At 44.0% G+C, this 23,418-nt stretch carries 26 protein-coding genes; 18 read left to right on the top strand and 8 right to left on the bottom strand.

Annotated elements, in window-relative coordinates:
* Positions 1-69: 69 nt before the first annotated feature.
* Positions 70-357: a YebG family protein gene (locus tag C7Y69_RS15530; protein WP_013786400.1), complete on the bottom strand. Its 288-nt coding sequence runs from the start codon at positions 355-357 to the stop codon at positions 70-72.
* 344 nt (positions 358-701) lie between these two features.
* Between C7Y69_RS15530 and C7Y69_RS15525 the strand changes: the two genes are divergently transcribed.
* From C7Y69_RS15525 to C7Y69_RS15505, 5 genes are all read left to right on the top strand, one after another.
* The gene (locus C7Y69_RS15525; RefSeq protein ID WP_126873314.1) at positions 702-1,874 is read left to right on the top strand and encodes a sensor histidine kinase; all 1,173 of its coding nucleotides are present in this window, start codon (positions 702-704) and stop codon (positions 1,872-1,874) included.
* A gap of 242 nt (positions 1,875-2,116) precedes the next feature.
* Positions 2,117-2,515, top strand: a complete 399-nt coding sequence (gene rpsF / locus C7Y69_RS15520; RefSeq protein WP_013786398.1) for a 30S ribosomal protein S6 — start codon at positions 2,117-2,119, stop codon at positions 2,513-2,515.
* Positions 2,516-2,526: 11 nt separating this feature from the next.
* The gene (gene rpsR / locus C7Y69_RS15515; RefSeq protein WP_013786397.1) at positions 2,527-2,754 is read left to right on the top strand and encodes a 30S ribosomal protein S18; all 228 of its coding nucleotides are present in this window, start codon (positions 2,527-2,529) and stop codon (positions 2,752-2,754) included.
* Positions 2,755-2,780: 26 nt separating this feature from the next.
* On the top strand, positions 2,781-3,233 hold the full coding sequence (gene rplI, locus C7Y69_RS15510; RefSeq protein ID WP_013786396.1) for a 50S ribosomal protein L9: 453 nt from the start codon (positions 2,781-2,783) through the stop codon (positions 3,231-3,233).
* 151 nt (positions 3,234-3,384) lie between these two features.
* Positions 3,385-4,467 carry an MBL fold metallo-hydrolase gene (locus tag C7Y69_RS15505; protein WP_126873313.1) on the top strand — a complete coding sequence of 361 codons (1,083 nt, stop codon included), beginning with the start codon at positions 3,385-3,387 and terminating at the stop codon, positions 4,465-4,467.
* A 20-nt stretch (positions 4,468-4,487) separates the two neighbouring features.
* On the opposite strand, the gene C7Y69_RS15500 is transcribed toward C7Y69_RS15505, so the two are convergent.
* Entirely contained in the window at positions 4,488-5,141 is a 654-nt protein-coding gene (locus tag C7Y69_RS15500) for an MOSC domain-containing protein (RefSeq protein WP_126873312.1), read from the bottom strand.
* Between the two features lie 130 nt (positions 5,142-5,271).
* On the opposite strand from C7Y69_RS15500, the gene C7Y69_RS15495 reads away from it, so the two are divergent.
* The 5 genes from C7Y69_RS15495 to dnaB all read left to right on the top strand — a co-directional run bounded on the left by C7Y69_RS15495 (position 5,272) and on the right by dnaB (position 9,722).
* Positions 5,272-5,847, top strand: coding sequence for an RNA polymerase sigma factor (locus C7Y69_RS15495; RefSeq protein ID WP_126873311.1), 576 nt, complete (start codon positions 5,272-5,274; stop codon positions 5,845-5,847).
* Positions 5,840-6,415 carry a hypothetical protein gene (locus C7Y69_RS15490; protein WP_126873310.1) on the top strand — a complete coding sequence of 192 codons (576 nt, stop codon included), beginning with the start codon at positions 5,840-5,842 and terminating at the stop codon, positions 6,413-6,415. The genes C7Y69_RS15495 and C7Y69_RS15490 overlap by 8 nt, the downstream gene beginning before the upstream one ends.
* A gap of 11 nt (positions 6,416-6,426) precedes the next feature.
* Positions 6,427-7,407: a DUF4097 family beta strand repeat-containing protein gene (locus C7Y69_RS15485; protein ID WP_126873309.1), complete on the top strand. Its 981-nt coding sequence runs from the start codon at positions 6,427-6,429 to the stop codon at positions 7,405-7,407.
* 269 nt (positions 7,408-7,676) lie between these two features.
* Entirely contained in the window at positions 7,677-8,147 is a 471-nt protein-coding gene (locus C7Y69_RS15480) for a hypothetical protein (RefSeq protein WP_126873308.1), read from the top strand.
* A gap of 189 nt (positions 8,148-8,336) precedes the next feature.
* Positions 8,337-9,722: a replicative DNA helicase gene (gene dnaB, locus C7Y69_RS15475; protein ID WP_013786388.1), complete on the top strand. Its 1,386-nt coding sequence runs from the start codon at positions 8,337-8,339 to the stop codon at positions 9,720-9,722.
* A 117-nt stretch (positions 9,723-9,839) separates the two neighbouring features.
* Here dnaB and C7Y69_RS15470 read toward each other — a convergent pair whose 3' ends face one another.
* From C7Y69_RS15470 to rsd, 5 genes are all read right to left on the bottom strand, one after another.
* Positions 9,840-11,021: an OmpA family protein gene (locus C7Y69_RS15470; RefSeq protein WP_126873307.1), complete on the bottom strand. Its 1,182-nt coding sequence runs from the start codon at positions 11,019-11,021 to the stop codon at positions 9,840-9,842.
* A 90-nt stretch (positions 11,022-11,111) separates the two neighbouring features.
* Positions 11,112-11,558 carry a secondary thiamine-phosphate synthase enzyme YjbQ gene (locus C7Y69_RS15465; protein ID WP_013786386.1) on the bottom strand — a complete coding sequence of 149 codons (447 nt, stop codon included), beginning with the start codon at positions 11,556-11,558 and terminating at the stop codon, positions 11,112-11,114.
* Positions 11,548-12,012, bottom strand: a complete 465-nt coding sequence (locus C7Y69_RS15460) for a chemotaxis protein CheX (RefSeq protein ID WP_013786385.1) — start codon at positions 12,010-12,012, stop codon at positions 11,548-11,550. The genes C7Y69_RS15465 and C7Y69_RS15460 overlap by 11 nt, the downstream gene beginning before the upstream one ends.
* Positions 12,002-12,475: a transcriptional repressor gene (locus C7Y69_RS15455; RefSeq protein WP_013786384.1), complete on the bottom strand. Its 474-nt coding sequence runs from the start codon at positions 12,473-12,475 to the stop codon at positions 12,002-12,004. Before C7Y69_RS15455 ends, C7Y69_RS15460 begins: the two co-directional genes overlap by 11 nt.
* 74 nt (positions 12,476-12,549) lie before the next feature.
* The gene (gene rsd / locus C7Y69_RS15450) at positions 12,550-12,996 is read right to left on the bottom strand and encodes a sigma D regulator (RefSeq protein WP_013786383.1); all 447 of its coding nucleotides are present in this window, start codon (positions 12,994-12,996) and stop codon (positions 12,550-12,552) included.
* A 171-nt stretch (positions 12,997-13,167) separates the two neighbouring features.
* Here rsd and nudC point away from each other — a divergent pair, with 171 nt between their 5' ends.
* From nudC to C7Y69_RS15435, 3 genes are all read left to right on the top strand, one after another.
* Positions 13,168-14,001, top strand: a complete 834-nt coding sequence (nudC, locus tag C7Y69_RS15445; RefSeq protein WP_013786382.1) for an NAD(+) diphosphatase — start codon at positions 13,168-13,170, stop codon at positions 13,999-14,001.
* A gap of 243 nt (positions 14,002-14,244) precedes the next feature.
* On the top strand, positions 14,245-15,336 hold the full coding sequence (hemE, locus tag C7Y69_RS15440) for a uroporphyrinogen decarboxylase (RefSeq protein ID WP_013786381.1): 1,092 nt from the start codon (positions 14,245-14,247) through the stop codon (positions 15,334-15,336).
* Positions 15,337-15,392: 56 nt separating this feature from the next.
* Positions 15,393-15,923 carry a hypothetical protein gene (locus C7Y69_RS15435; protein ID WP_126873306.1) on the top strand — a complete coding sequence of 177 codons (531 nt, stop codon included), beginning with the start codon at positions 15,393-15,395 and terminating at the stop codon, positions 15,921-15,923.
* Between the two features lie 47 nt (positions 15,924-15,970).
* Here C7Y69_RS15435 and queG read toward each other — a convergent pair whose 3' ends face one another.
* Entirely contained in the window at positions 15,971-17,122 is a 1,152-nt protein-coding gene (gene queG / locus C7Y69_RS15430) for a tRNA epoxyqueuosine(34) reductase QueG (RefSeq protein WP_126873305.1), read from the bottom strand.
* A gap of 6 nt (positions 17,123-17,128) precedes the next feature.
* Between queG and C7Y69_RS15425 the strand changes: the two genes are divergently transcribed.
* The 5 genes from C7Y69_RS15425 to miaA all read left to right on the top strand — a co-directional run bounded on the left by C7Y69_RS15425 (position 17,129) and on the right by miaA (position 23,387).
* The gene (locus C7Y69_RS15425) at positions 17,129-18,628 is read left to right on the top strand and encodes an NAD(P)H-hydrate dehydratase (protein WP_126873304.1); all 1,500 of its coding nucleotides are present in this window, start codon (positions 17,129-17,131) and stop codon (positions 18,626-18,628) included.
* Positions 18,629-18,702: 74 nt separating this feature from the next.
* Positions 18,703-19,185 (top strand): tRNA (adenosine(37)-N6)-threonylcarbamoyltransferase complex ATPase subunit type 1 TsaE, encoded by a 483-nt coding sequence (gene tsaE / locus C7Y69_RS15420; RefSeq protein ID WP_013786377.1) that lies wholly within the window; start codon positions 18,703-18,705, stop codon positions 19,183-19,185.
* Positions 19,186-19,250: 65 nt separating this feature from the next.
* Positions 19,251-20,630: an N-acetylmuramoyl-L-alanine amidase gene (locus tag C7Y69_RS15415; protein WP_126873303.1), complete on the top strand. Its 1,380-nt coding sequence runs from the start codon at positions 19,251-19,253 to the stop codon at positions 20,628-20,630.
* A gap of 35 nt (positions 20,631-20,665) precedes the next feature.
* Positions 20,666-22,435, top strand: a complete 1,770-nt coding sequence (mutL, locus tag C7Y69_RS15410; protein WP_126873302.1) for a DNA mismatch repair endonuclease MutL — start codon at positions 20,666-20,668, stop codon at positions 22,433-22,435.
* Positions 22,428-23,387, top strand: a complete 960-nt coding sequence (gene miaA, locus C7Y69_RS15405; protein ID WP_126873301.1) for a tRNA (adenosine(37)-N6)-dimethylallyltransferase MiaA — start codon at positions 22,428-22,430, stop codon at positions 23,385-23,387. The genes mutL and miaA overlap by 8 nt, the downstream gene beginning before the upstream one ends.
* Positions 23,388-23,418 lie beyond the last annotated feature (31 nt).

Here is a 23,418-nt window from a genome sequence, read left to right as displayed (position 1 = left end):
AGCGTGCTTTGAACCATTTTCTATTTACGTTCGTTCCACTTAAAAGCACGCCGAGCTTTTCTGCTATGCTTATCCGTTGGCTTTAAGCTTTACTACGTCGGCACTCTCATCTTCTAGTACACTCTGTGCTGTCGCGCCTTTAAAAATCTTGCTCACCTTGTCTTTATTTTTCGACAACATAATTGTGAGTTCTTCAACAATGCTATCGTCAATGCCTAAGCCCTTTGCTTGAATGTATTCAGCAAGGTTGTCGGCAGCGTCGAGCATCTTATCGTACTGATCTGCTTCTTTTTTATCGGTAGTTACCAATTTTTCTACCCCTTTGTGCGTGACAACATACTGTGTGGTAATGGCCATGGTAGGTCCCCTTAAATGAATAGACAATAAAACTGTACAATATTTAACTGGATAAATAAACAGTATTTAAAGTTTTTTGATATTATTTTTTTACAACTTAAGTATAGTGACCAAGTACGCTTGGATGTATTTTAAAACGTACGTTGGAAAACAGCTTTCACATCGTCATGTCTATATTCAAAAATTTACCGGTTTCGTTCACATTGGTTGCAGCCTGTAGCTAGTTAAACAGCCACGAAGAACAGTAAATTTATCACTAGGCACAAGAGTCTTTCTTGCTAGAGCGGGAAATCGAGTGCCGACAGTCGGCGTGATATGGGTGACTTAGATACAAAGAGGAAGTAATGAGTTCTTCAATTGAGCGTGATATTCGCACTATTCAATCGATAGAAGCTGTACCACATATAATGAAAATGTTATCAGATGTCACTGGTCTTCGCTTTATCTGCGTAGCCAGAGTGACAGAAGATAACTGGACAATGTGCGCAGTATATGACCAAGTGAACTTCAATTTAATTCCGGGCGATCAACTCGATAACAAAACAACGTTTTGTAGCCAAGTCAGAAAATCTACAAAAGCCATCGTCATTGAACACGCAAAGAAAGATGATGTTTATCGCCAAAGTGAAATTCCTAAGATGTATGGCTTTGAAAGTTACTTTTCATTTCCCATTTACAACCAAAACGGCGATTTTTTTGGAACATTATGCGGCTTAGATCCACGTCCTGCAGTTTTAAAAACAGATAAGATTGAAAGTCAAATTAAGTCGTTTGCTGAGTTAATATCGAGGCAAATGGAAGTTGACGATCGTTTAGCTGCGGTTGAAACCGATCTCATCAGCGAGCAAGCTGCCGCTAAATTGCGAGAGCAATATATCGCCATTTTAGGCCACGATTTAAGAACACCTTTGTCGGCACTTAAAATGGGGGTCGACTTTCTTGTTGATCACGCCAGCGATGCGACTTCCCAAAAAGTACTGGCCCGAATGGATAATAGCGCTAAACGTATGACGCGGCTCATTAGTGACGTGATGGACTTTACGCATGGTCAAATGGGCAAAGGTATTCAATTAAACGTTAAACCAGCAAGTGATTTAAAAAGTGTACTAGTACACACCGTAAGTGAACTTTCGGGCCTGCATCCAGACCGAGAGATACTTGCGGATATCATTATAGACGGCACATTTTCATGTGACCCAGAGCGTATCAGCCAGTTGCTGTCTAACTTGCTGATTAATGCGATAGTGCATGGCGATGCAGCGCAACCTATCAAAGTCATGGCGAATATCGAAGAAGAAACACTGACATTAAGCGTATCTAACGGAGGCACTCCAATAAGTGCGGATGTCATAGATAAGCTATTTCATCCATTTTGGCGAAACGAAAAAAACAAAAAGACCGGTGGATTAGGTCTAGGATTGTTTATCGCCTCGCAAATTGCGGAAGCCCATAAGGGGAGTCTGATGGTGCATTCAGATGAAAATGAAACCGTGTTTTCATTTAAGGCAGCATTGTAAGCATGAAGGTTAAGCCTCGCGCTTAGCCTTTTTTAACGTCCATGAACCCCGCTACCCCATCATTTAGCGTATCTAGCTAAATTTCATCAAAACACGTACAAATGTAAAATTTTCCGGTGATTAATGCTTGTACAAAAGCGGGTATGTGCGTATAATCCGCGCCCTTACAGCCACCCTAACTAGGTTCCTTGTCTCTATACAGTCTGGCTGTACTGTCGAGGCTACAACCGTAAGGAGCAATAATGCGTCATTACGAAATCGTATTTATGGTTCACCCTGATCAGAGTGAACAAGTACCTGGTATGATCGAACGTTATACCACTATTCTTAAGCAAAACGATGGTCAGATTCATCGTTTAGAAGATTGGGGCCGTCGTCAATTGGCATACCCAATTGAAAAGCTGCACAAAGCCCACTATGTATTGATCAATGCTGAAGCGACTGCTGAAGCTGTTGACGAGCTGGAAAATGCTTTCCGCTACAACGACGTTATCTTACGTAACATGGTAATGCGCACTAAAAACGCTGTAACCGAGCCTTCTCCTATGACTAAAGAAGAGCGTCGTGAGCGTCGTGACGATTCTGCACCTCGTACAGAGCGCGCAGAAAGAAGACCTGAATCCACTGAAGATAACGCTTAAGGAGATCACCCATGGCTCGTTTTTTCAGACGTCGTAAATTCTGCCGTTTCACTGCAGATGGTGTGACTGAAATCGATTATAAAGATATCGCTACTCTTAAGAATTATATCACAGAGAGCGGTAAGATTGTCCCTAGCCGTATCACTGGTACAAGCGCAAAATATCAGCGTCAGCTGTCTTCTGCGATTAAGCGCGCACGTTTTCTTGCGTTGCTTCCGTACACTGATTCACACAAGTAATTTGGCGTAATTAAGGGGTAGTTAAGATGAACATCATCCTACTAGATAAAGTCGCCAATCTTGGCGGTCTGGGCGACCAAGTAGCTGTTAAAGCTGGTTACGCTCGTAATTTCCTGTTTCCACAGGGTAAAGCAGTTCCTGCAACTAAAGCGAACGTTGAAAAGTTTGAAGCACGTCGTGCTGAACTTGAAGCGAAAATCGCTGAGCAGCTTGATGCTGCTAATGCACGTGCTGAAAAACTAAATGAACTTGCAGAAGTAACTCTTGCGGCGCCAGCTGGCGACGAAGGTAAACTTTTCGGTTCTATCGGTACGCGTGACATTGCTGATGCAATCACTGCAGCTGGTGTTGAAGTAGCTAAAGCGGAAGTTAAACTTCCTACTGGCACACTTCGCGACACTGGCGAATATGACATCGACTTACAACTTCATTCTGATGTAACCACTTCTATTAAAGTGATCATCATTGCTGAAGCATAAGCGCTGACGTATACGAAAAACCGCTCTTATGAGCGGTTTTTTTATGTCTGATATTAAATTATTCATACCTGCTTACGTTTATTTTTAAAAGTGACCTACCCATATTTTCCTATTGGGTTAAGATAAGTTATTGAAGGATTATGAGGTTGGTATGAGATTTGGGATTTTCTTTTGGGTGCTTTTCCTAAGCGGATGTAGTGCTTCTAATCATGTTTCTGTTATTGCGTCATCTGATACGGTGGTGAGGTACAGCGAAAAAGAAGGTTACCAAGATCGGTTTGTAAATCTTTACAGTGACATAAAGACATACCCTGTAACCTGTCAAGAAGACTGCTATCCTGCCCATATCGATATACTTTGTGATTCGCTCATGCAAGACTGCCAGTACCAAGGTGATAATCCTCAGGTCACGCTAGATACTGGTTTTCATATTAAATGGCTAGGTCATGCGAGTTTCATCATTCAAACCGCAACAAAACAAAATATCCTTATCGACCCCGTATTTGGGCAATTTGACTGGCCTATTAATTGGGGGTTTAAAGTAACAGAGGGTTTTTATAGGAATATCCCTGACGAGCCCGATGATGTTGTGATGCAAGCTACGGATGCGGTACTTTATTCTCACGTCCATTACGATCACTTCAACAAATCTGACATAGAAACTATTGGCAATACTCCAACATACTTTGTCCCACTTGGCGTTGCCAAGCAATTCGACCAAAACAATTACCGCATAAATGAAATGGCTTGGTATGCAAAGAAAGTCATTGGAGAGACTACAATCCATTTTGTGCCTGCTCATCATTTTAGTAATCGGACAATTGTTCCGTTTCTTTATGAGGACAATAATGCTGCCCTGTGGGGTGGTTGGGTGTTAGAAACTCAGGGAAAAACATTATTTTTTGCTGGTGATACAGGTTATTCGCCACACTTCAAAAGTATAGCGGAACGTTTTGGAAACATAGATGTGTGTTTGTTACCTATTGCTTCCTATTTCAGTGAAAATGATCCGAAGTGGTATCGAGAAGTTCATACTACGCCAGAAGATGCACTAACAGCGGCTAAGGATTTAGGCTGCCGTGTCGTGGTGCCATGGGGATATGGCAATAGAAGTTGGAGAATGGGGGATAAAACATCACATTCGGCCTTGTTTAGGTTATTGCATATGAATGATAAGCTCAACAACGATATTCCCTTGTACTTGTTAAACGAAGACGAGGAAGTGATGTTCTAGTCTGTCTGATGCCGAATGCACTAGCCAGCATGGTCCCCTTTGTTGGCTATTTTAAAGCATTTTAAGCGCCACTCTTCATCAATTATCTCCAGTTCTGAGAGCTTTCTAGCCAGTGTTGTATCCGTTTTAATGTGGGTGCAATGCATTAATGTTTGGACGTTAACAGTGTTGCTTTCCCTGCGTACGAGTTCCACTTTATCACCCACATTTATAACGCCTGTGTTAAGCACGCGGTAATACCAACCCGTTATCCCTCGCTCGCCAACAAACCTGTCTAGGTTTTTAATATTAAAACGTTGGGATATTTTACTGCAGGGGGCTCGCGGCGCACTGACTTGCAGTACAACCTCACCGAACTTCCATACGTCGCCAATATAAACCGTGGCATCATCCATACCATCCACGCTGATGTTTTCACCAATACTGCCAGGCTCAAACTCACCGTCTGGAAAATGCTTACGTAGCGTAAAGTAATGAAGGGGGCTAAATTGATGCAAAACCTTTTCGGGGCCGCCATGAAGTTTCTTGTTTGATTGTTGATCTTCGTCGGTACAATCAAGGTGGACGGTTAGCTGTGAAACTGCGCTTTTTACAATACTACTCGGTGCACCTCGTGGGCCAAGTGGTTGGGGCTGACCTGCAAATAATGCATCCACTTTTAAGGGTGAGGACATACAAACTCCAAAAATAAGTTTTGCTAATTTAAACCTTTATCACATAGGGTACGACTAACCTTTTAAGAATAACAAGATGGTAAGCCAAAAATGTTGAAAAAATCGGTTTACGAAAAAAAATGAGATTGTGATGGAGCGCACTTTAACAAAGGTTACCAATCTGACTAGCGATGATGAAAGCCAGCGTGAAGCCGCGGTGATTCTCGCGGCTAAGCAGGGTGATAAAGTGGCCTACAAAACCTTGTATCATAACCATGTCGGGCGAGTGTATGCACTGTGCTTGCGTCTAACAGGCGACCGCGGTCTTGCCGAAGACGCCACACAAGAAGTATTTATTCAGTTATGGTCAAAGTTAGACAGATTCGACGGACAAAGCCAGTTTTCAACTTGGTTACATAGTGTATCAGCCAATGTGACCGTGTCGTATTTGCGTAAACAGCGTAACTGGGTTCAACGTATGTTTAATATTGAAACCAGTCCAGCGATGGAGATGCCCGCAGCGGCAGACAGTAGCCAAGTCGATTTAGAAGCACTAGTGGTTAGATTGCCACAAAGAGCACGAATGGTATTCGTACTACACGCTATTGAAGGCTATAGGCATGAAGAAATTGCACAAATGTTAGATATGGCAGTAGGCACCAGCAAAGCGCAGTTTCATCGCGCTAAACAACTGCTAAAAACCTGGATGTGGTGTGAAGATGAATGAGTTTGATAAAGCCTTAGAGGTTGAGATTCAACACCTACCTAAAACTCGTGAGCCTGAAAGAGATTTATGGCGTGGTATTGAATTGTCACTACACAGCCAAGTAAGCGGCAAAGCCGATGAAAATGGGCTACACGAAAATGGGCTAAATAACGAGCCATCAGGCCAAGACAAGCGCGGCACAGTTGCTCGCTTATCTACCACACCATGGTTGGCCATGGCAGCGAGTGCCATGCTAGTCAGCGTTATTTGGTATTTCTCGCCTGTTTTTACTAACGGTGAAACGAGCGGGCAGCAACCTAAGCTCGCAGGTTATGCGTTAGTTGATGCACTGAGTGAGCAGCAAGATGAACAGATGACCACTTTGCTGGCGAGTTACGACAGTGCGCCAGAATTAAGTGAAAACTGGCAAACCCAATTAAAAGAATTAGACGACGCTGCTGTTGTGATAAAAGCAGCATTAAAAGATGATCCTAACAATCGAGCACTACTAAAGATGCTAAAGCACGTATATCAACAGCAAATCACATTAATTGAGCGAGTGCACGCGCCCAAATGGCAACAAATTTAAGGAGTTATATTATGACTATTATTCGCAAAAGCTTAGCCAGTGTACTTTTTCATGGTGTACTTTTAAGTAGCACAATGCTGGCCTTTACTGCGTATGCGGGCGAGAAAATAGACCGCATACTAGATGTCCCAAATAGCGTTAAAATTGATATAGAGCACGTCAACGGTGACGCTGAAATTAGAGGTTGGGATAAACCTCAAGTACACGTTACCGGTGAACTGGGTGACAACACTGATGAGTTTATCTTTGAACAACGTGGCAATGTTATCGTCATTCATGTTGATGTGAAGCGTAGCGGCAAGCACTGGTGGAAAAACAAAGATGAAGGGGATGACTTGGTTATTTTTGTGCCTAAATCTAGCGATGTGAACTACACCGCGATTAATGCTGATGTTCAAATAAATGACATCGTCCAAAGTGTAAATGTTGAAGTGGTAAACGGAGATGTAGAGCTCACCGATATTGGTAATCGCGTAAAAGTAGAGTCGGTAAACGGTGACATTGCGTTGAACAATGTTAAAGGCAAACTTGATGTAGAAACAGTAAATGGTGATGTGGAGGCCGTTCATTCAGGTAAGGAAGGTGTGTCTTTTGTTGCCGTTAATGGCGACCTGAGGTTAAGTACATCTAGCCCTGACGTAGCGGTGGAAACCGTTAATGGCGGTATTGATTTAACCCTAGAGAAAATAGATTCTCTTAGTGTGACCACTGTGAATGGCGCCACGAATGCGCGCTTGCATTTAAACGAAAACGGGCGACTGAAAGCCAGTTCCGTAGGTGGGAAGTTACGTTTTAGCTTTCAACCTCAAGTATCTGCACAATTTGATATTGAGACGCATGCAGGTGGCAAAATCATTAATAACGTAAGTAGCGATGCGGTTAAAAAGCCAAAATATGGCCCCAGCAGTTGGTTGCGATTTATCAATAATGGCGGTTCTGCGAACGTTGATATCTCAACGGTAAATGGGCGTATTACCTTGGATACGCAGTAGCGGCAAGAGGCGAAAGAATTAAAGCATTGGCGTTTTTGCTTGAAAAAAGCACTAACGCCCCCATATAAAGGTTAAGTAAGGATAGGATATTGGTACATTGCTAATCGACGTTTACTCAGTTAAACGTCAAAAATTACGCAACGAATCCGTCCGCCGCAATTGTGCGTCTATTTACCCCACGCTAATGAACCTAATGTTTTTACCCGCGTCAGAATGGCTAAGTCGATATCCGCAACAGCGATAAATAATCAATTATTAGGAAAATAGCTTTGAATATTCTTAGCCATTTAAAGCGCTTCTGGCGCTTTCACGGACTTATTGCCGGCGCGATAAGTATCAGCTTTTTAACTTTAGGGTGTGCAGTACAAGATCCTGCCTTCTTTGAAGGCACCTGGGTGGTAACCCAAGCTTATCAGCCAGGAATCTCTGCACAAAGCGCCACAGAAGCTAAAGAGGTATTAGGTAGTTCGTTGGTTTACCATTCAGATGGTGCGCAACTGAATCAGCAGGCATGTGAGTCTCCTACCTATACCGAGAAGAAAGTGGATTCAGACGAACTGGCTGCTAGCTTCAAAATAGAGGGAAACGCGTTAGGTTTCGATGAGGGTAAAATTACGCAGGTAGAGCTATCCTGTGAAAATGGCCCACAGGCGTTAGGTTCAGTGCTTTTGTTTCAAGAGCATAATGTTGCTTATACCGTTTTTGATGGCACCTTTTTTCGCATTGAAAAAACGCTATAAGTTAACCATAGTGTGGTGAAGTTGTTGGAGTAGCCCTTACAAGATAAGCGCTTCACGAAGGTTTGCATTCCGCTAGTGGTTAATAATTTTTATTAACCTTCATTTATGAGCTCTTACTCCATTGTTCAACGAAGCGCAAAAGCGCATAATAGTCAGCCGTGCTTCAAGTAAACAGAGTAGGTAGTGTAAGTGGTATCCCCTCCAAAAGGCGATAATAATGTAGAGAAGTTGAAAGTTCCTCCTCATAGTATTGAGGCCGAACAGTCTGTTCTTGGCAGTATGCTAATTGATCCAGAAAGTTGGGACAAAGTAGCGGAGCTCGTTACTGATACCGACTTTTATAACCGCTCGCATCAAACCATTTATAGCGCCATTACTCGTTTGTTAAATAGAAGCGCGCCGGTCGACCTTATTACCGTATCGGAAGAGCTTGAAAAGCACGATGAACTTGAAAATGCAGGTGGCTTTGCCTATCTCGGTGAACTAGCTAAAAATACGCCAAGTTCTGCGAACGTGGTGTCATATGCGCAAATTATCAGTGAACGTGCAATCACGCGGGAGCTTATTGGTGTAGCCCATGAAATCGCAGAAGTCGGGTATAACCCTGAAGGTCGTGACAGCGCTGACATTCTCGACTTAGCTGAAAGCAAAGTATTTGAAATTGCAGAGCGCCGCACCGGTGAAAATGAAGGTCCTCGCGATGTAGAAGCGGTATTGGGTAAAACCATCGACCGTCTTGAAGTGTTGGTTAAAACCAACAAAGAAGTGACCGGTGTCACTACCGGCTTCACCGACTTAGATAAAAAGACAAGTGGTCTGCAGCCTTCAGACTTAATTATTGTTGCTGCTCGTCCTTCAATGGGTAAAACCACCTTTGCGATGAACTTGGTTGAAAATGCCATGATGTCCGAGGAAAAGCCGGTATTAGTCTTCAGTTTAGAGATGCCTTCTGAACAAATCATGATGCGTATGTTGGCATCACTCAGCCGAGTGGATCAAACCAAAATTCGTACCGCTCAGTTGGATGACGAAGATTGGGCACGCATTTCTAACACCATGGCGATGTTGAAAGATAAAGACAGATTATTTGTTGATGATTCATCTGGCCTTACACCCATGGATGTGAGAAGCCGAGCGCGTAAACTTGCTCGTGAACGTGGGGGGATAAGCTTGATCATGATTGATTACCTCCAACTTATGCGTGTGCCCTCACTCAGTGATAACAGAACCTTAGAAATTGCTGAAATTTCCCGCTCACTTAAAGCATTAGCAAAAGAGCTGGAAGTACCAGTGGTTGCCCTATCGCAACTCAACCGAAGCCTAGAGCAACGGGCCGATAAACGCCCAGTAAACTCAGACTTGCGTGAATCAGGCTCTATCGAGCAGGATGCTGACCTTATTATGTTCATCTATCGTGATGAGGTTTATCATGAGAACAGTGAAGAGAAGGGCGTAGCAGAGATTATTATAGGTAAGCAGCGGAATGGTCCTATTGGAACCAGCCGTCTTACCTTCCAAGGCCAGTTCTCTCGTTTTGACAATTATGCTGGTCCAGCAATGCCTGACGAATATTAACCAAGTAGAGACGTTTACTACCGATGCGCGGTGATAAAGCTAAGTGTTGAAGTCAGCAGAAATAACAAGCAATAAAAAAGGCGCCAATTAGGCGCCTTTTTTGTGTCTGAGGGAAGCTTACTTCTCTTCAGGAACCTTAACAGTATCTTTAACAGTCACTGAGATGCGACGGTTAACACGATGTGCTTCGGCATTTTTAGCTGTATCTAGTAAACGAGTCTCACCGTAACCAACAGTTTCTAAACGGCTAGCGTCGATATCGTACATGTCTACCATTACTTCTTTGAAAGATGCAGCACGGTCTTCTGAAAGATCCATGTTGTATGCTTCAGAACCTGGTGCAGAAGTGTGACCTTCAATTACCGCAGTAGTGTTAGTGTACTGCTTCATGAATTCAGCGAATTCAGAGATTTCTGGATCACGAGGTGCTTTAACAACTGAGCTTTCATTGTCGAAAAGAACGCGTAGTGTAATTTCTACTGTTTCTTCGTCAAATACAGTACAACCTTGAGCGTCAACTTTAACGCCAGCAGCTGTGTCTGGGCACATGTCTTTCGCATCTACAACACCATCGTTGTCAGCGTCTTTAAGCGCACAACCTTTCGCGTCAACAGCAGTCCCTGCTGGCGTGTTAGGGCACTGATCTACGCTGTTAAGAACACCGTCGTTGTCGTTATCTATGCTACAACCAGTTGCGTCAACACGAACACCAGCTGGAGTCATAGGACACTGGTCTTTGCTATCGACTACGCCATCATTGTCACCGTCTTTAGGTGCAGAAGGAGTAGATTTACCGAAAGGAATCGCTAAACCAAGTTTTACGCTGTAATCGTTATAGTCTTCACCAAAGTCATGGTAAGTAGCAATCTCTGTAACAATCTTAACAGATTCAGCGATATCCCAGTGTTTACCAATACCGATGTTACCTAGCGTGGTTGATTCGCCTACCGATTGACGTTTAACACCACCGAATAAGTACCATGCATCGTTAGGCATGAAGTAAAGTGCATCAACACCTACCATTTCGCCATCATCGCTAGAACCACCAACGTAGTCTAGTTCTAAAGCAGTAAATTCAACACGTGCTGCCCAGCTTTGAGTGAAGCGGAATCCGTACTCGAATGATACGCCTTGGCCGTCATCTAGTACTTCAGTAGTAGGACGTTCAACATCAGTGTTGTAATAAAGACCAGAAATACCGAACCAGTTTTTATATTCTGGCTCAGAAGAATCTTGTGCAAAGGCAGTTGATGAAAGTACGGCAAGCGAAAGTGCCGCTAGTTTAAAGTGTTTTTTCATAGTCACATCCTGTTAAACGTTGAGTGATTATCGATTTATGATAATTCTAGCTTGTGCTTAGTTGTACTAAGCAATTAATATGCCATTTTGTTATATAGGCGATGTCGCAAGCCCTTGTAATGTGGCAATAATCGTTCGTTGGCCGCCAATATCTCGGTGCTCGCCTAGCATGATGCCCTGCCAAGTACCAAGTTGTAGCCTCCCTTTCTCCACCGGTATTGAAACCTGACACCCCAGCAGACTTGATTTCAAGTGAGCCGGCATATCATCACTACCTTCGTAAGTATGCCGGAAAAAGGGCAAGTTTTCTTTTACACTATAGTTAAAGAAGGCCTCCATATCCGACCTAACAGTCGGATCTGCATTTTCATTTATTGTAAGGCTAGCACTGGTGTGCTTAAGCCATAAATGAAGAAGACCTACCTCAATGTGTTGCAGCATGGGTAAAGCGCTAATTATATACTCTGTTACTAGATGAAAGCCACGAGGAAATTCAGGTAGTGTAATTTTTTCAGAGTACCAGGAATTATTTGTCAAAGCAGATCTCTAAATGCGCCAATCCTTCATCGCACATAAACGGAAGGATGATTTTCGCGCCGCTGACCTGATGGCTAATCGTATGCTGCTTACCAGACACAACAATAGGTGTCGCCATTCCAAATTCAAATCCGCGATCTGCAAGGTCGCGTTTTGCCGCTCCGCATATCATGTTAGTGACTTCGCCAACCATATCTCCAACTTCTGCATCAAGTTTTTCAGGGCGTTCGCCAACCATGCGTTCCATAATGGTAAGGGCAAGAGATTCTTCAAAGGTAATGGACATAGAGCCACGCACACTTGGGCCTACCATGCCAATCAACCCAGACACATCGCCTTTAGCTACATCGCCTTGCTTGCGTTTGGGTTTACCAGGCGTAAGTTTGGTTTGCGCCATGGTTTCTAATACATTGAGTAAACCAGAAATAAACGGATTAACGAACTCAGCATTCATGAGTGTGCTCCTTTGCAACGGTATTTTCCGTTTGTTGACAATCAGCACAAAGACCATGCGCCTCTATTGTTTGTTTAGATACTTTGAAGCCGTTGGCCTCTGCCTGACTATCTAATGTTTCTTTCAAACCTTCAGACTGTATCTCTGCAACGTCACCACAACTGTCGCAAATAAGAAACTGTACAGGGTGGTTGCAACCAAAATGATAACAGGCTACGAATGCATTGGTCGACTCAAGGCGATGAATAAAACCGAAATCGAGTAAAAAATCGAGGGCTCGGTAAACGGTGGCAGGTTTTGCACCGGATTCAGTCTCTTTTAGCGCATCTAGCAATTCATAGGCCCCCATTGGACCGTGCTTAGCGACTAATATTTCGTACACTTTCTCTCGAAGAGGGGTAAATCTAGCGCCTCTTTGCTCGCAGTATGCGCGAGCTTTGTGGATAAGCGTGGCTTTATTCATTTATTGCTACCGTGGCTATTTTACTAATTATATTGGTAATGACGTCATTAATGACAGATGTTTACCCGCTTTATTTACTCTACGTTGGCGTACATGTGTGCAATTAATTGGTCCTCTAAAGCAAAGCGCTCTTCAAGAGTTTCACCAATATTCGCAAGCTCACTGTCAAAAACGGCCGCTTGTTCAATAGTAAATGCCTCTGCGAATTTATCATTAAATTGTAAGGCTGAGTCAGTGGTTTGCGTAAGTTTTGGGTAAAGACGCTGCTTTAACGCTTTACCTTCTGCTTCATCGTCAACCAACATATCAAAGACCTCGAAGTGCCCAGCGGAAAGGTAATCCATTAGGTTTTCACAAAAATTAGCGATGTCATTTGCTTCAGGTAATGACTCGCCTTGCTGGTCTAAACCGGCTAAATGGCAATAGGACACAAGCAGCGACTGTCTGGCTAACAGCCAATTATCGACAGTGTCACTTTTGCCACCCCATTTAACTTTTACCTTCTCTAACTGCTGTAACATTTCATGATCCTTTCAATCAGCGCTTTCTATTAATCCAGCACCTGCTATTTTCCAGCATTCCATCCTAGTATAACACTCAGCCTATACGACACAAATTGAACCCACTGAGTTGTCGTAATTAAATATATGTTATCTTATCTTGTATATCTTTAATGGGTGGATAACAGTTTTATGATGATAAAGCGCAGCGATTGTGAAATCGAGACTGAGATTGGACAGTGGATCATTTTTACCAAAGGTCGGATTGTCATTCGTAAAGGCGAAATAAATGTTCCTTTAGCGCATATTAATGAATTTACCTTCCTCGAAAATTATCGCGAAGAGGTTCATCAACTCCCCCCACTACATGAATCTGCTCAGAAAAGCCCCCCCGTCTTTGTCGTCGATCTCGGTGCTGAAACAATAGAAGACGAACAATGGGACTCGGTGTCATTACGCCATTTATTGTTCGAGCAACAAGATATCGGTTTTTCAGTTGTAGGTCGGGCGTGGCAATATGTCCATTTTTTAAGAACCCATCAGTTTTGTGGCCAATGTGGTTCGCATACCGAAAGAGTAAATTGGGAAATGGCCGTGCATTGCCATCGCTGCCATCACAGAAGTTATCCCCGTGTATCGCCTTGCATTATTGTTTCAATACACAACAATGAAAAGTTGCTATTGGCAAAAGGGGTTAGGCACAAAGAAGCAAATATGTATTCTACTCTTGCTGGATTTGTCGAAAGCGGCGAAAGCTTAGAAGAAGCCGTCCATCGGGAAGTATTTGAAGAGGTGGGGGTAAAAGTAAAGAACTTACGTTACATCGATAGCCAGCCCTGGCCATTCCCGCATTCTATAATGGTTGGCTTTATTGCTGAATATGAAAGTGGTGAAATTCGGTGTCAGGAAAATGAAATTGATGATGCTCAGTGGTTTAGTGTGGATGCACTGCCAACCATTCCACCGCCATTTTCGATTGCAGGGCAACTCATCGCCAAAACCCTGTCGCAATTAGCAGACAAATAAAAAACCCTGCCGAAGCAGGGTTTCAATGAGTTTAGCACGGTCCCTTTGCGGGCTTCTTTGTCGTAGCTGTATATATTAGTAGCAAACACTTACTAGTAGTGCAAGCCCCTTTTTCAAGTATTGTTCGTCGTATTATTAGGTGTAAGTATCGCAAGTTGCCAAATTAAGACAGCTTTTTAGCACAAAATGAAACGAATGCTGGTATAATTTCGCCGTTTTATTTTTCTAATTTCAGGTGAATATATGTCGCAAAAAGCTACCAGTGCTGCTAAACCCGCTTTAAAGAATGATCGTTACCTACGGGCGTTATCAAAGCAACCTGTCGATGTCACACCTGTATGGATGATGCGACAAGCTGGCCGCTATTTACCTGAATACAAAGCAACCCGTGCCGTTGCTGGCGACTTTATGTCTTTATGCAAAAATGCCGAACTTGCCTGTGAGGTTACTTTACAGCCGCTTCGTCGTTTTCCCTTAGATGCTGCTATTTTATTTTCAGACATTCTAACGATTCCTGATGCAATGGGCTTAGAGCTTTATTTTGAAACCGGCGAAGGCCCGCGTTTTAAAAAGCCGATTACGTGCAAAGCCGACGTAGATAAAATTGGTTTGCCAGACCCAGAAGGCGAGTTGCAGTATGTAATGAATGCAGTGCGCACCATCCGTCGTGAACTAAATGGCGACGTGCCGTTAATTGGTTTTTCTGGCAGCCCGTGGACGCTCGCTACTTATATGGTAGAAGGTGGCTCGAGTAAGGCCTTTACTAAAATCAAAAAAATGGCGTTTGCTGAACCCGCTATATTGCATGCTCTATTAGAGAAGCTGGCCGATTCCGTCACGGAATACCTTAATGCCCAAATAGCTGCAGGTGCGCAATCAGTCATGATTTTCGATACTTGGGGCGGTGTGTTGTCACCACGTGATTATAAAGACTTTTCATTGCAATATATGGCGCGTATTGTTGATGGACTTACCCGTGAAGCCGATGGCAGAAAAGTACCGGTTACTTTGTTTACTAAAAACGGCGGCATGTGGTTAGAGTCAATTGCGGCTACTGGTTGCGATGCAGTAGGCCTTGATTGGACTATTGATATCGCAGAAGCCCGTGCGCGCATTGGCGACAAGGTAGCGTTACAAGGCAATATGGACCCTTCCATGCTTTATGCCTCGCCTGAAAGAATTCGTGAAGAAGTTGGCACTATCTTATCGGGCTATGGCGAAGGATCTGGCCATGTATTCAATCTAGGTCATGGTATTCACTTAGATGTACCACCAGAAAATGCAGGTGTGTTTGTGAATTCAGTTCACGAACTCAGTGCGCCTTATCATAAGTAGTCATATTCGTAGCTAAATGATTAGCTACGACTCGCCAGCAAGCTGGTAAGGAAATCATGAAACCCTGGGTTGTTATTGTACTCATCCTCTTTATTGCCGTGACAGGTTATCAGTTCGGCTTTTACCACGGTAAGTTGGCTAGTTCCAACGTGGAAAAAGAGCGTTTGAATACTGTGCTGGAGCGTTCGCGCACCACTGCAAGTAGCAACCTCAGGGTGATTAAAGCTACCCCTCAAATGTCTGGTGAAGCACACGTACAGACCTCTGACGGTGCTCACACACTTACTACGAATGAAGCACTATCAGACCTTCAGGTTCAAAACGAAATAACGGAATTTTTAGCGTTTCATCCAAGTGGGCAAAAACTTATCCTGAATACGTTTGAATGCACGCAAACAGAATGTGAGTTTACAGGGGAATACTCTGGCAGTCATGCGGGGTTTAAACGAATGCTTAACGACTTAAAAGCGCAGTCGTGGTGGCATTTTGGTGAAATGCATGAAGTGAGCAATATCGAAGAGGGAAACCCCCAAATTGGTGTTAAGTTTTCTTCTAGGCCCGTGCTTATCAGCGATGCAACGACCTAGTCAGGTTTTAATATAACCGGCTTTATTTAACGAGTACTTTGGTTTTGTTAAGCGTCTCGTGGTAACCCTTTCTCTACTGCTCGGGTTAATCTTTTTTGTTGTCTGTTTGCTTTCTCTTCTAATGCTAAGCCCACTTTTTTATTTTCTTGTTGTGCTAATGCCCACGAAATGTGTCGGTCCACTTTATCGCTCACTTTTCCAAGATTTGTCTGAAGGGCATTAACAGTTTGTTCGCTGTAGTTGGCATTTCCCAATGCGACGGCAATATTACGTTGCCATTTTTCAAATCCAATCCGTCGAATAGGCGACCCTTCTGTGTTGTTCAAAAAGGTAGCTTCGTCCCATGAAAAGAGCGTTGTTAGGCTCTGTCCATGCAAAACCTTTCTGGGGTGAAAGTCTTCTTCTTCAGTAATATCAGCATAACGATTCCATGGGCAAATAAGCTGGCAATCGTCGCAACCATAAATTCGATTACCCATTAAAGGGCGAAGATCCTCGGGAATATCTTTATCTGATTCAATAGTAAGATAGGAAATACAACGTCTAGCATCTACTTTGTAGGGGGCGACGATGGCGTTGGTTGGGCATATAGTCAAACATGCCGTACACGTACCGCAGCCTTCTTCTAGGGGGGAATCAATCGGTAAGGGTAAGTTAATAAAAAGCTCACCTAAAAAGAACCAAGACCCAGCCTCTTTATTAATGGTCAAACTGTGTTTACCAGTCCAACCTATTCCTGCTTTTTCTGCAATAGCGTGCTCTAAAACAGGCGCCGAATCGACAAAAGGGCGGTATTCAGTGTTGCTCAGCGCGCCGGTGATTTTTTCACCCAGTTGCTTCAATCGCTTTCGCAGCACCTTATGATAATCGCGACCAAGTGCATAACGACTGATATAACCTGTGTCTGGTTGACTTAGATGTTTTGCGAAAGAGGCATCAGGCGGAAGGTAGTTCATACGCACACTAATTACGCGCAGTGTGCCTGGCACAAGTTCATCGGGGCGGGCGCGCTTCATGCCATGGTTAGCCATAAAAGCCATGTCGCCGTGATAGTCGTTCTCTAACCATTGCGTTAAATGGGCTTCATGCTGATGTAAATCAATATCACTAATACCAACTTGTTGAAAGCCTAGCGCGCGGCCCCAAGCCTTGATATCTTGGGTTAATTGAATTAGGTCGATAGAATTAATAGTGGACATGTACTTATGCTAGATACTCAACTCACCTCAAGTTTATCATACAAACTGTTTCGGGCCGATCAGGTCAGAGAAAATGAAGCCGAAGCGGCTGCTCAGTCTGGCTGTGACATGTTCACGTTAATGCAACGCGCCGGTGGTGCTGTATTTGAGCAGTGCCAGAGTTTGTTCGCTAACTCTGATGTGTATTTAATTCTACTAGGCCAAGGTAACAATGCTGGCGACGGTTACATTACCGCATTAAATGCAAAAAAAGCAGGTAAAAAAGTGCATGTTTGCGCGATTGAGCCAGACCGTGTGTTAGACGGCGACGCGGGCACTGCACAAAAGCAGTGGGTAGATGCTGGTGGTAGTATAAAACCTTTCGATGTTGCCTTGATTGAAAAAGCCGACGTAGTAATCGATGCACTATTAGGTACAGGAATTAACAGCTACATTCGCAATGAGTTCGCCGACGTTATCGATGCCATCAATGATTCATCAACCCCCGTGGTCAGTATTGATGTACCTTCAGGATTAGATGCAAACACAGGCCAAAGTTTAGGACGCTGCGTGCAAGCGGATGTTACCGTTACTTTTGTGGGTATCAAGCCGGGTTTGGTTACCGGTGCAGGTAAACAGTCTTGCGGTAAATTAGTGTATGCAGATTTGGGGGTAGGAAAGGCCTTTCAAACACTAGCAAAAGCCAGCGCGACTTTATTGAATATTGATCATTTCAAGGGTATGGGCCCCCGCGATGTGCACAGCCATAAAGGCACCTATGGAAGGTTGCTGTGTGTGGGCGGAAATCGCGGAACGGCCGGTGCTATTAGGCTAGCCGGCGAAGCGGCTCTACGAAGTGGTGCCGGAATGGTACGAGTTTATACCCACGAGGCGTCTACTATTCAAGTTAGTGCAGGCCGCCCTGAATTGATGGTGACATCAAGCCATTTAGATGATGCTTTAGCCTGGTCGTCATGCGTAGTCATTGGCCCTGGGCTTGGTCAGGATGAGTGGTCAGAAAGCGTATTTACCGCTGTACTAAAACACTGCCAAAGTGAAAACAAACCTATAGTCATTGATGCTGATGCACTAAATCTTTTATGCAAGCAGTCAACTGCATATACACTGGAACACTGCGTACTCACTCCTCATGCGGGAGAAGCTGGCCGATTGCTGGGCGTGTCGGTTGATGATGTAGAAAGCGACCGATTCAATTACGCTAGGCAATGTTCGCAGCGCTACCATGCAGTATGTGTTTTAAAAGGGGCCGGTACGCTTATCGACAACGAAAAGAAAACGTGGGTTTGTCGCCATGGTAACCCTGGTATGGCAACCGCGGGCAGTGGTGATGTACTAAGCGGCATATTAGGTGCGCTAATGGCGCAAGGCCTTAGTGTTGATATCGCCGCTAAGTATGGTGTGGTGCTGCATGCTAAAGCGGGCGATGATATTGCCCAGCTTTATGGACAACGTGGTATGATAGCCAGCGATCTATTTGATGCCGTACGTGCGTTAATTAATCAGTAAATCTATTGGTATGGGCTGTGTAGGCTTAATGCCAATTTCAGCCTTTTAGTTTGAACATGTGGAACGTTAAAAAGATGTCTTACCCACACTCTTCATTTTTTGCTGCAACGCCTGAAGATACGTCATCAATGGCAAAGGATTTGGCGAATGCCGTAGCGGCTCAGCAGCCAATAGATGCCGTGATATTTTTAAACGGCGATTTGGGCGCAGGAAAGACCACCTTCAGCCGGTATTTCATTCAAGCATTAGGGCATGACGGAAATGTCAAAAGCCCTACCTATACCTTGGTGGAACCTTACGAATTAGAGAATGTCTCAATTTATCATTTTGACTTGTATCGTTTAGCCGACCCAGAAGAGCTTGAGTTCATGGGTATTCGAGATTATTTCGGCACAGGAAACATTGCCCTTATAGAATGGTCAGAAAATGGCGCTGAATACTTGGCATCACCAGACATAGTGATTAGTATAAATATTGTGCCAACTGGTCGTCAGTTCAGTGTAGAAGCGACAAGCGTGAAAGGCGCAAAGATATTGCAAGGTTGTAAAACGCTATAAATAATGAGCTTTGATAAACAATAACGACTATAAGCTTGTAGCAACAAGCAAAATAAAGGCGAAGCATGGTACGTAAAATTCTATCGGTTATGTGCATTTGGGTTGTAGTACAAACTGTCCATGCTGCACAAAATCAAATTGATGGGTTAAGAATTTGGCCCTCACCAGACAACACGCGAATTGTACTCGATATGTCGTCTGCGCCTGAATTCACTTACTTCCCCCTTAAAAATCCACATCGCCTAGTTATCGATTTATCAAATACGAGTGATAGCAAGACCTTATCCCTACAATCTGATTCTGGCGATTTAGTGCGCAAGGTGCGCTACTCTACACCGAAAAATAAACAATCTGCGCGGGTGGTTATAGAATTAAATCGTGCAGCATCGCCGTCTTTATTTGCAATGACACCCACCAAACCTTACGGTCACAGGCTAGTTATTGATTTGAAAGACAGTGGTGCGCCCGCTGCGAGCCCAAGCAGTTCAGGTACTTTTGCATCTAGCAAGTCACCGTCAAGTGCTTCGACATCTTCCGTCGTAATGGATGGTTCGAGTAGCCATAGAAACCGAGACATTATTGTTGCCATTGATGCGGGCCACGGTGGTGAAGATCCAGGTTCCATAGGGCCCGCCGGTACATATGAAAAGCACATTACATTAAGCATAGCCAAAAAACTTGAAGCCATGATTAATGGTGAGCGTGGTATGCGGGCCATAATGACTCGCAGCGGTGATTACTATGTATCGCCAAACAAGCGCCCAGAACTCGCTCGCAAGCAAAAAGCCGATTTATTAATATCTATTCACGCCGACGCATTTAGCCAACCACAACCTAAAGGGGGCTCTGTGTGGGTGCTGTCGATGCGCCGTGCCGATACAGAACTAGGTCGCTGGCTAGAAAAATCAGAGCGTCACTCTGAATTACTTGGTGGTGCTGCGGAAGTGATCAGTGATAAATCGAACGAGCGTTATCTGGCGGAAACCATTCTTGGTTTATCGATGGATCACAGTATGGCCACTAGTCATGACTTAGGCAATAAAGTGATTGAGGAAATGAAGCAGGTAACTTCTTTGCATAAGCGTGCACCTCAAGCAGCCAGTTTTGCCGTACTCACAGCGCCAGATATTCCATCCATCTTGGTTGAAGTCGGGTTCATTTCAAACCCGCAAGAAGAGAAAAACCTTAACTGGGGTAAACACAGAGAAAAGCTGGCGAAAGCCATGTTTACCGCAGCAAAACGCTATTTTAAGCAAGTTCCCCCAGATGGTACATTATGGGCACTTGAACGTGCTGATAGTCGAACCCATACTGTAAGAAGTGGAGAGTCGCTTTCGCTCCTTGCTCAGCGCTACAATGTAAACGTTAGCCGCTTAAAAGCTGCCAATAATTTAAATAGTGATGTGGTCAGAATAGGGCAAGTACTTACTATTCCAAGATCCTAACATCGCGTTAATCAAATTCTACCTACGAGTTTCTTTTGTCTATACAATTATTATCGCCACAATTGGCCAACCAGATTGCCGCAGGGGAAGTGGTTGAACGCCCTGCGTCTGTGGTTAAAGAGTTACTAGAAAATAGCCTAGATGCAGGCGCAGATAAAATAGAAATAGATATTGAGAAAGGTGGCCATAAGCGCATTCGTTTAAAAGACAACGGCGGTGGCATTGCTAAAGACGAATTACAGCTTGCGCTAAGCCGTCACGCCACTAGTAAAATATCAACATTAGATGATTTAGAGCGAATCTTATCTTTAGGCTTTCGTGGGGAAGCGCTCGCGAGTATCAGTTCGGTTAGCCGTTTAACATTAACCTCTAAAACCGAATTACAAAACGAAGCGTGGCAGGCCTACTGCGAAGGTCGGGAAATGGCCGTTAATATTCAGCCAGCTGCTCATCCCAAAGGAACCACCATTGATGTGGCCGACCTTTTTTACAATACGCCGGCAAGGCGCAAGTTTCTGCGCGCCGAAAAAACAGAGTTTCAACATATTGAAGATGTGGTGAAGCGCATTGCCCTTAGTTACCCCCATGCTAGTTTTATTCTGAAACATAACGGCAAGACGACTAAGCGCTATATTGCCGATAAACATGGCTCACTTGCCCCTCGTATTGCCGCTGTAGTTGGGCAAAAGTTCATTGATAACGCTGTACATATCAATGTTGAATACGAAGGGATTACCATGAATGCGTGGCTAGGCAGCGAAGTAATGCTGCGCAGCAGTAACGATTGCCAGTTTAGCTTTGTAAATGGGCGCGGTATGCGCGATAAGTTAATCATGCACGCTATTAGGCAAGCTTACGAAAGTGTATGGGGCGTACTAGAGCAGCCTTCTTTTGTTGTTTATCTAACGCTCGATCCCAAAGACGTGGACGTGAACGTACATCCGGCAAAGCACGAAGTTCGCTTTCAGCAAGGGCGCTTGGTACATGATTTTATTTGTAAGACAGTATGTGATGCATTGCACTCAATTACCAATGAGAGTGAAACTCAACACCATGGTGACGCTGAGCGCTTTGATGAACCAGTGAAATTTAATCCACCGCAGCAAAGTCATGACTATATACGTCCTTTAAGTCATTCTCCGGCCTCGTCATCACAATCGGGTTTAGGTGCCTCAGGTGGCGCTTCTTTATCGGGTTTATCGGGGCACAGACAATCGAAAGCGCCAACCGCCGCTTATCAATCTAATTTTAATCGTTTGATGACGCCAAATAGCGACACGCTATCGTCAACAGAGCGTGAGCAAAGTCAGCATATTGCACTAAACTCATATTGTAGAATTTACGTACGCATTGAAAATGTTTACCTGCTGGATGTAAAATCTTTCGCGAACGTGTATTTACAAGATGTATTTGAAACGGCTGAACATTCACAACCTTTGCTAATGCCAGTGGCGCTTGAAGTTGCCCACGTAGAGCCTGAAAAAATTGAGCTGCTTAACGCGCTTAACTTTGAAATTAATCAAGTGGCTGGCAAGTACAGATTGCAGCAGGTACCCGCAGGAACAAGGCACTTCCCTTGGATACGTTGGTTTGAAAGGCTGTTAGAGAGTGACGTTGCAGATGATGATAAGCGCTATGAATTAGTTTTATCTGACGACCAAGATTTGGACGAAATATTATGCGCACAATTGTGGCACTGGTTGGATGAGAAAAACGACGTGAAACAATGGGAATGTATAGAGCGATTTGGTAAAGTGCGCTCGTTAGAAGGCCTGATTTCAACATGGGGAAATAACCATGGTTGATGGCATAAAATCTGCATCGTCTCAGGATAAGTCTCAATTACCTGTTATTTCCATAATGGGGCCGACGGCGTCAGGTAAGACGGGTTTGTCACTGTCGCTGGCTGAAAAAATGGACTGTGAAATTATCAGCGTCGATTCAGCTTTGGTCTACACTAATATGGATATAGGTACGGCGAAACCTACGGCTGCTGAGAAATCGTTAGTTCCTCATCATCTTATCGATATTATTGACCCAGCAGAAAGTTACTCTGTTTCACAGTTTTGTAACGATGCGGTTAGGCTTATAGAAGAGATTCATAGTCGAAATAGGGTACCAATATTGGCTGGGGGTACAATGATGTACTTTAATGCCTTGATAAATGGAATTTCGCCACTACCTAAGTCAGATGAAAAGATACGCAGCGAAATAGCCAGTGAAGCAGAAGCTTCCGGTTGGCAAAAATTGCACGACGAACTTTGCCGAGTGGATCCCATTAGTGGTGACAGAATTCACCCTAACGACCCTCAAAGATTAACCAGAGCTTTAGAAGTATTTCGTGGAACGGGCAAAACGCTAACAGACTGGCAAAACGAGAAAGGCAGTCCTTGCCCCTACGATATTAGCCAATTTGCTATTGCTCCAGAAGATAGAAGCGTCTTGCATGAGCGAATTGCTCAGCGATTTGACATGATGCTAGAAGATGGATTTGAACAAGAAGTTAGACGACTGTTTGAGCGAGGCGATCTTCACGAAGATTTACCGTCAATTCGTTCGGTTGGCTATAGGCAAATGTGGCAATACTTAGAGGGCCAATTGTCCTACGAGCAAATGCGCGAAAGGGGCATTATCGCTACTAGGCAACTTGCTAAGCGGCAACTTACGTGGCTTAGGGGGTGGGAAAATCTCACTTGGCTAGACACATTTTGTAAAGATAATTTGACTAAAATTACAGCGAAAGTCACACTTGAATAAGTTGAGTGTGGTATACATTAGACGTGCAGTG

Source organism: Alteromonas sp. KS69, from assembly GCF_003989595.1.
In the GTDB taxonomy this organism is placed as follows: domain Bacteria; phylum Pseudomonadota; class Gammaproteobacteria; order Enterobacterales; family Alteromonadaceae; genus Alteromonas; species Alteromonas naphthalenivorans.
The sequence above is the reverse complement of the archived record's forward strand: the minus strand, read 5'-3'. Positions and strand labels throughout refer to the sequence as shown.

What these genes read in the sequence shown, in the direction of transcription:
- tsaE (WP_013786377.1), top strand. Translation starts at nt 18,703, where the DNA reads ATGTCTTACCCACACTCTTCATTTTTTGCTGCAACGCCTGAAGATACG.
- rplI (WP_013786396.1), top strand. Translation starts at nt 2,781, where the DNA reads ATGAACATCATCCTACTAGATAAAGTCGCCAATCTTGGCGGTCTGGGC.
- C7Y69_RS15435 (WP_126873306.1), top strand. Translation starts at nt 15,393, where the DNA reads ATGAAACCCTGGGTTGTTATTGTACTCATCCTCTTTATTGCCGTGACA.
- C7Y69_RS15470 (WP_126873307.1), bottom strand. Translation starts at nt 11,021, where the DNA reads ATGAAAAAACACTTTAAACTAGCGGCACTTTCGCTTGCCGTACTTTCA.
- C7Y69_RS15460 (WP_013786385.1), bottom strand. Translation starts at nt 12,012, where the DNA reads ATGAATGCTGAGTTCGTTAATCCGTTTATTTCTGGTTTACTCAATGTA.
- miaA (WP_126873301.1), top strand. Translation starts at nt 22,428, where the DNA reads ATGGTTGATGGCATAAAATCTGCATCGTCTCAGGATAAGTCTCAATTA.
- rpsF (WP_013786398.1), top strand. Translation starts at nt 2,117, where the DNA reads ATGCGTCATTACGAAATCGTATTTATGGTTCACCCTGATCAGAGTGAA.
- C7Y69_RS15500 (WP_126873312.1), bottom strand. Translation starts at nt 5,141, where the DNA reads ATGTCCTCACCCTTAAAAGTGGATGCATTATTTGCAGGTCAGCCCCAA.
- rsd (WP_013786383.1), bottom strand. Translation starts at nt 12,996, where the DNA reads ATGTTACAGCAGTTAGAGAAGGTAAAAGTTAAATGGGGTGGCAAAAGT.
- C7Y69_RS15415 (WP_126873303.1), top strand. Translation starts at nt 19,251, where the DNA reads ATGGTACGTAAAATTCTATCGGTTATGTGCATTTGGGTTGTAGTACAA.
- rpsR (WP_013786397.1), top strand. Translation starts at nt 2,527, where the DNA reads ATGGCTCGTTTTTTCAGACGTCGTAAATTCTGCCGTTTCACTGCAGAT.
- queG (WP_126873305.1), bottom strand. Translation starts at nt 17,122, where the DNA reads ATGTCCACTATTAATTCTATCGACCTAATTCAATTAACCCAAGATATC.
- nudC (WP_013786382.1), top strand. Translation starts at nt 13,168, where the DNA reads ATGATGATAAAGCGCAGCGATTGTGAAATCGAGACTGAGATTGGACAG.
- C7Y69_RS15495 (WP_126873311.1), top strand. Translation starts at nt 5,272, where the DNA reads ATGGAGCGCACTTTAACAAAGGTTACCAATCTGACTAGCGATGATGAA.
- C7Y69_RS15525 (WP_126873314.1), top strand. Translation starts at nt 702, where the DNA reads ATGAGTTCTTCAATTGAGCGTGATATTCGCACTATTCAATCGATAGAA.
- C7Y69_RS15455 (WP_013786384.1), bottom strand. Translation starts at nt 12,475, where the DNA reads ATGAATAAAGCCACGCTTATCCACAAAGCTCGCGCATACTGCGAGCAA.
- C7Y69_RS15530 (WP_013786400.1), bottom strand. Translation starts at nt 357, where the DNA reads ATGGCCATTACCACACAGTATGTTGTCACGCACAAAGGGGTAGAAAAA.
- hemE (WP_013786381.1), top strand. Translation starts at nt 14,245, where the DNA reads ATGTCGCAAAAAGCTACCAGTGCTGCTAAACCCGCTTTAAAGAATGAT.
- C7Y69_RS15425 (WP_126873304.1), top strand. Translation starts at nt 17,129, where the DNA reads ATGCTAGATACTCAACTCACCTCAAGTTTATCATACAAACTGTTTCGG.
- C7Y69_RS15485 (WP_126873309.1), top strand. Translation starts at nt 6,427, where the DNA reads ATGACTATTATTCGCAAAAGCTTAGCCAGTGTACTTTTTCATGGTGTA.
- C7Y69_RS15505 (WP_126873313.1), top strand. Translation starts at nt 3,385, where the DNA reads ATGAGATTTGGGATTTTCTTTTGGGTGCTTTTCCTAAGCGGATGTAGT.
- C7Y69_RS15490 (WP_126873310.1), top strand. Translation starts at nt 5,840, where the DNA reads ATGAATGAGTTTGATAAAGCCTTAGAGGTTGAGATTCAACACCTACCT.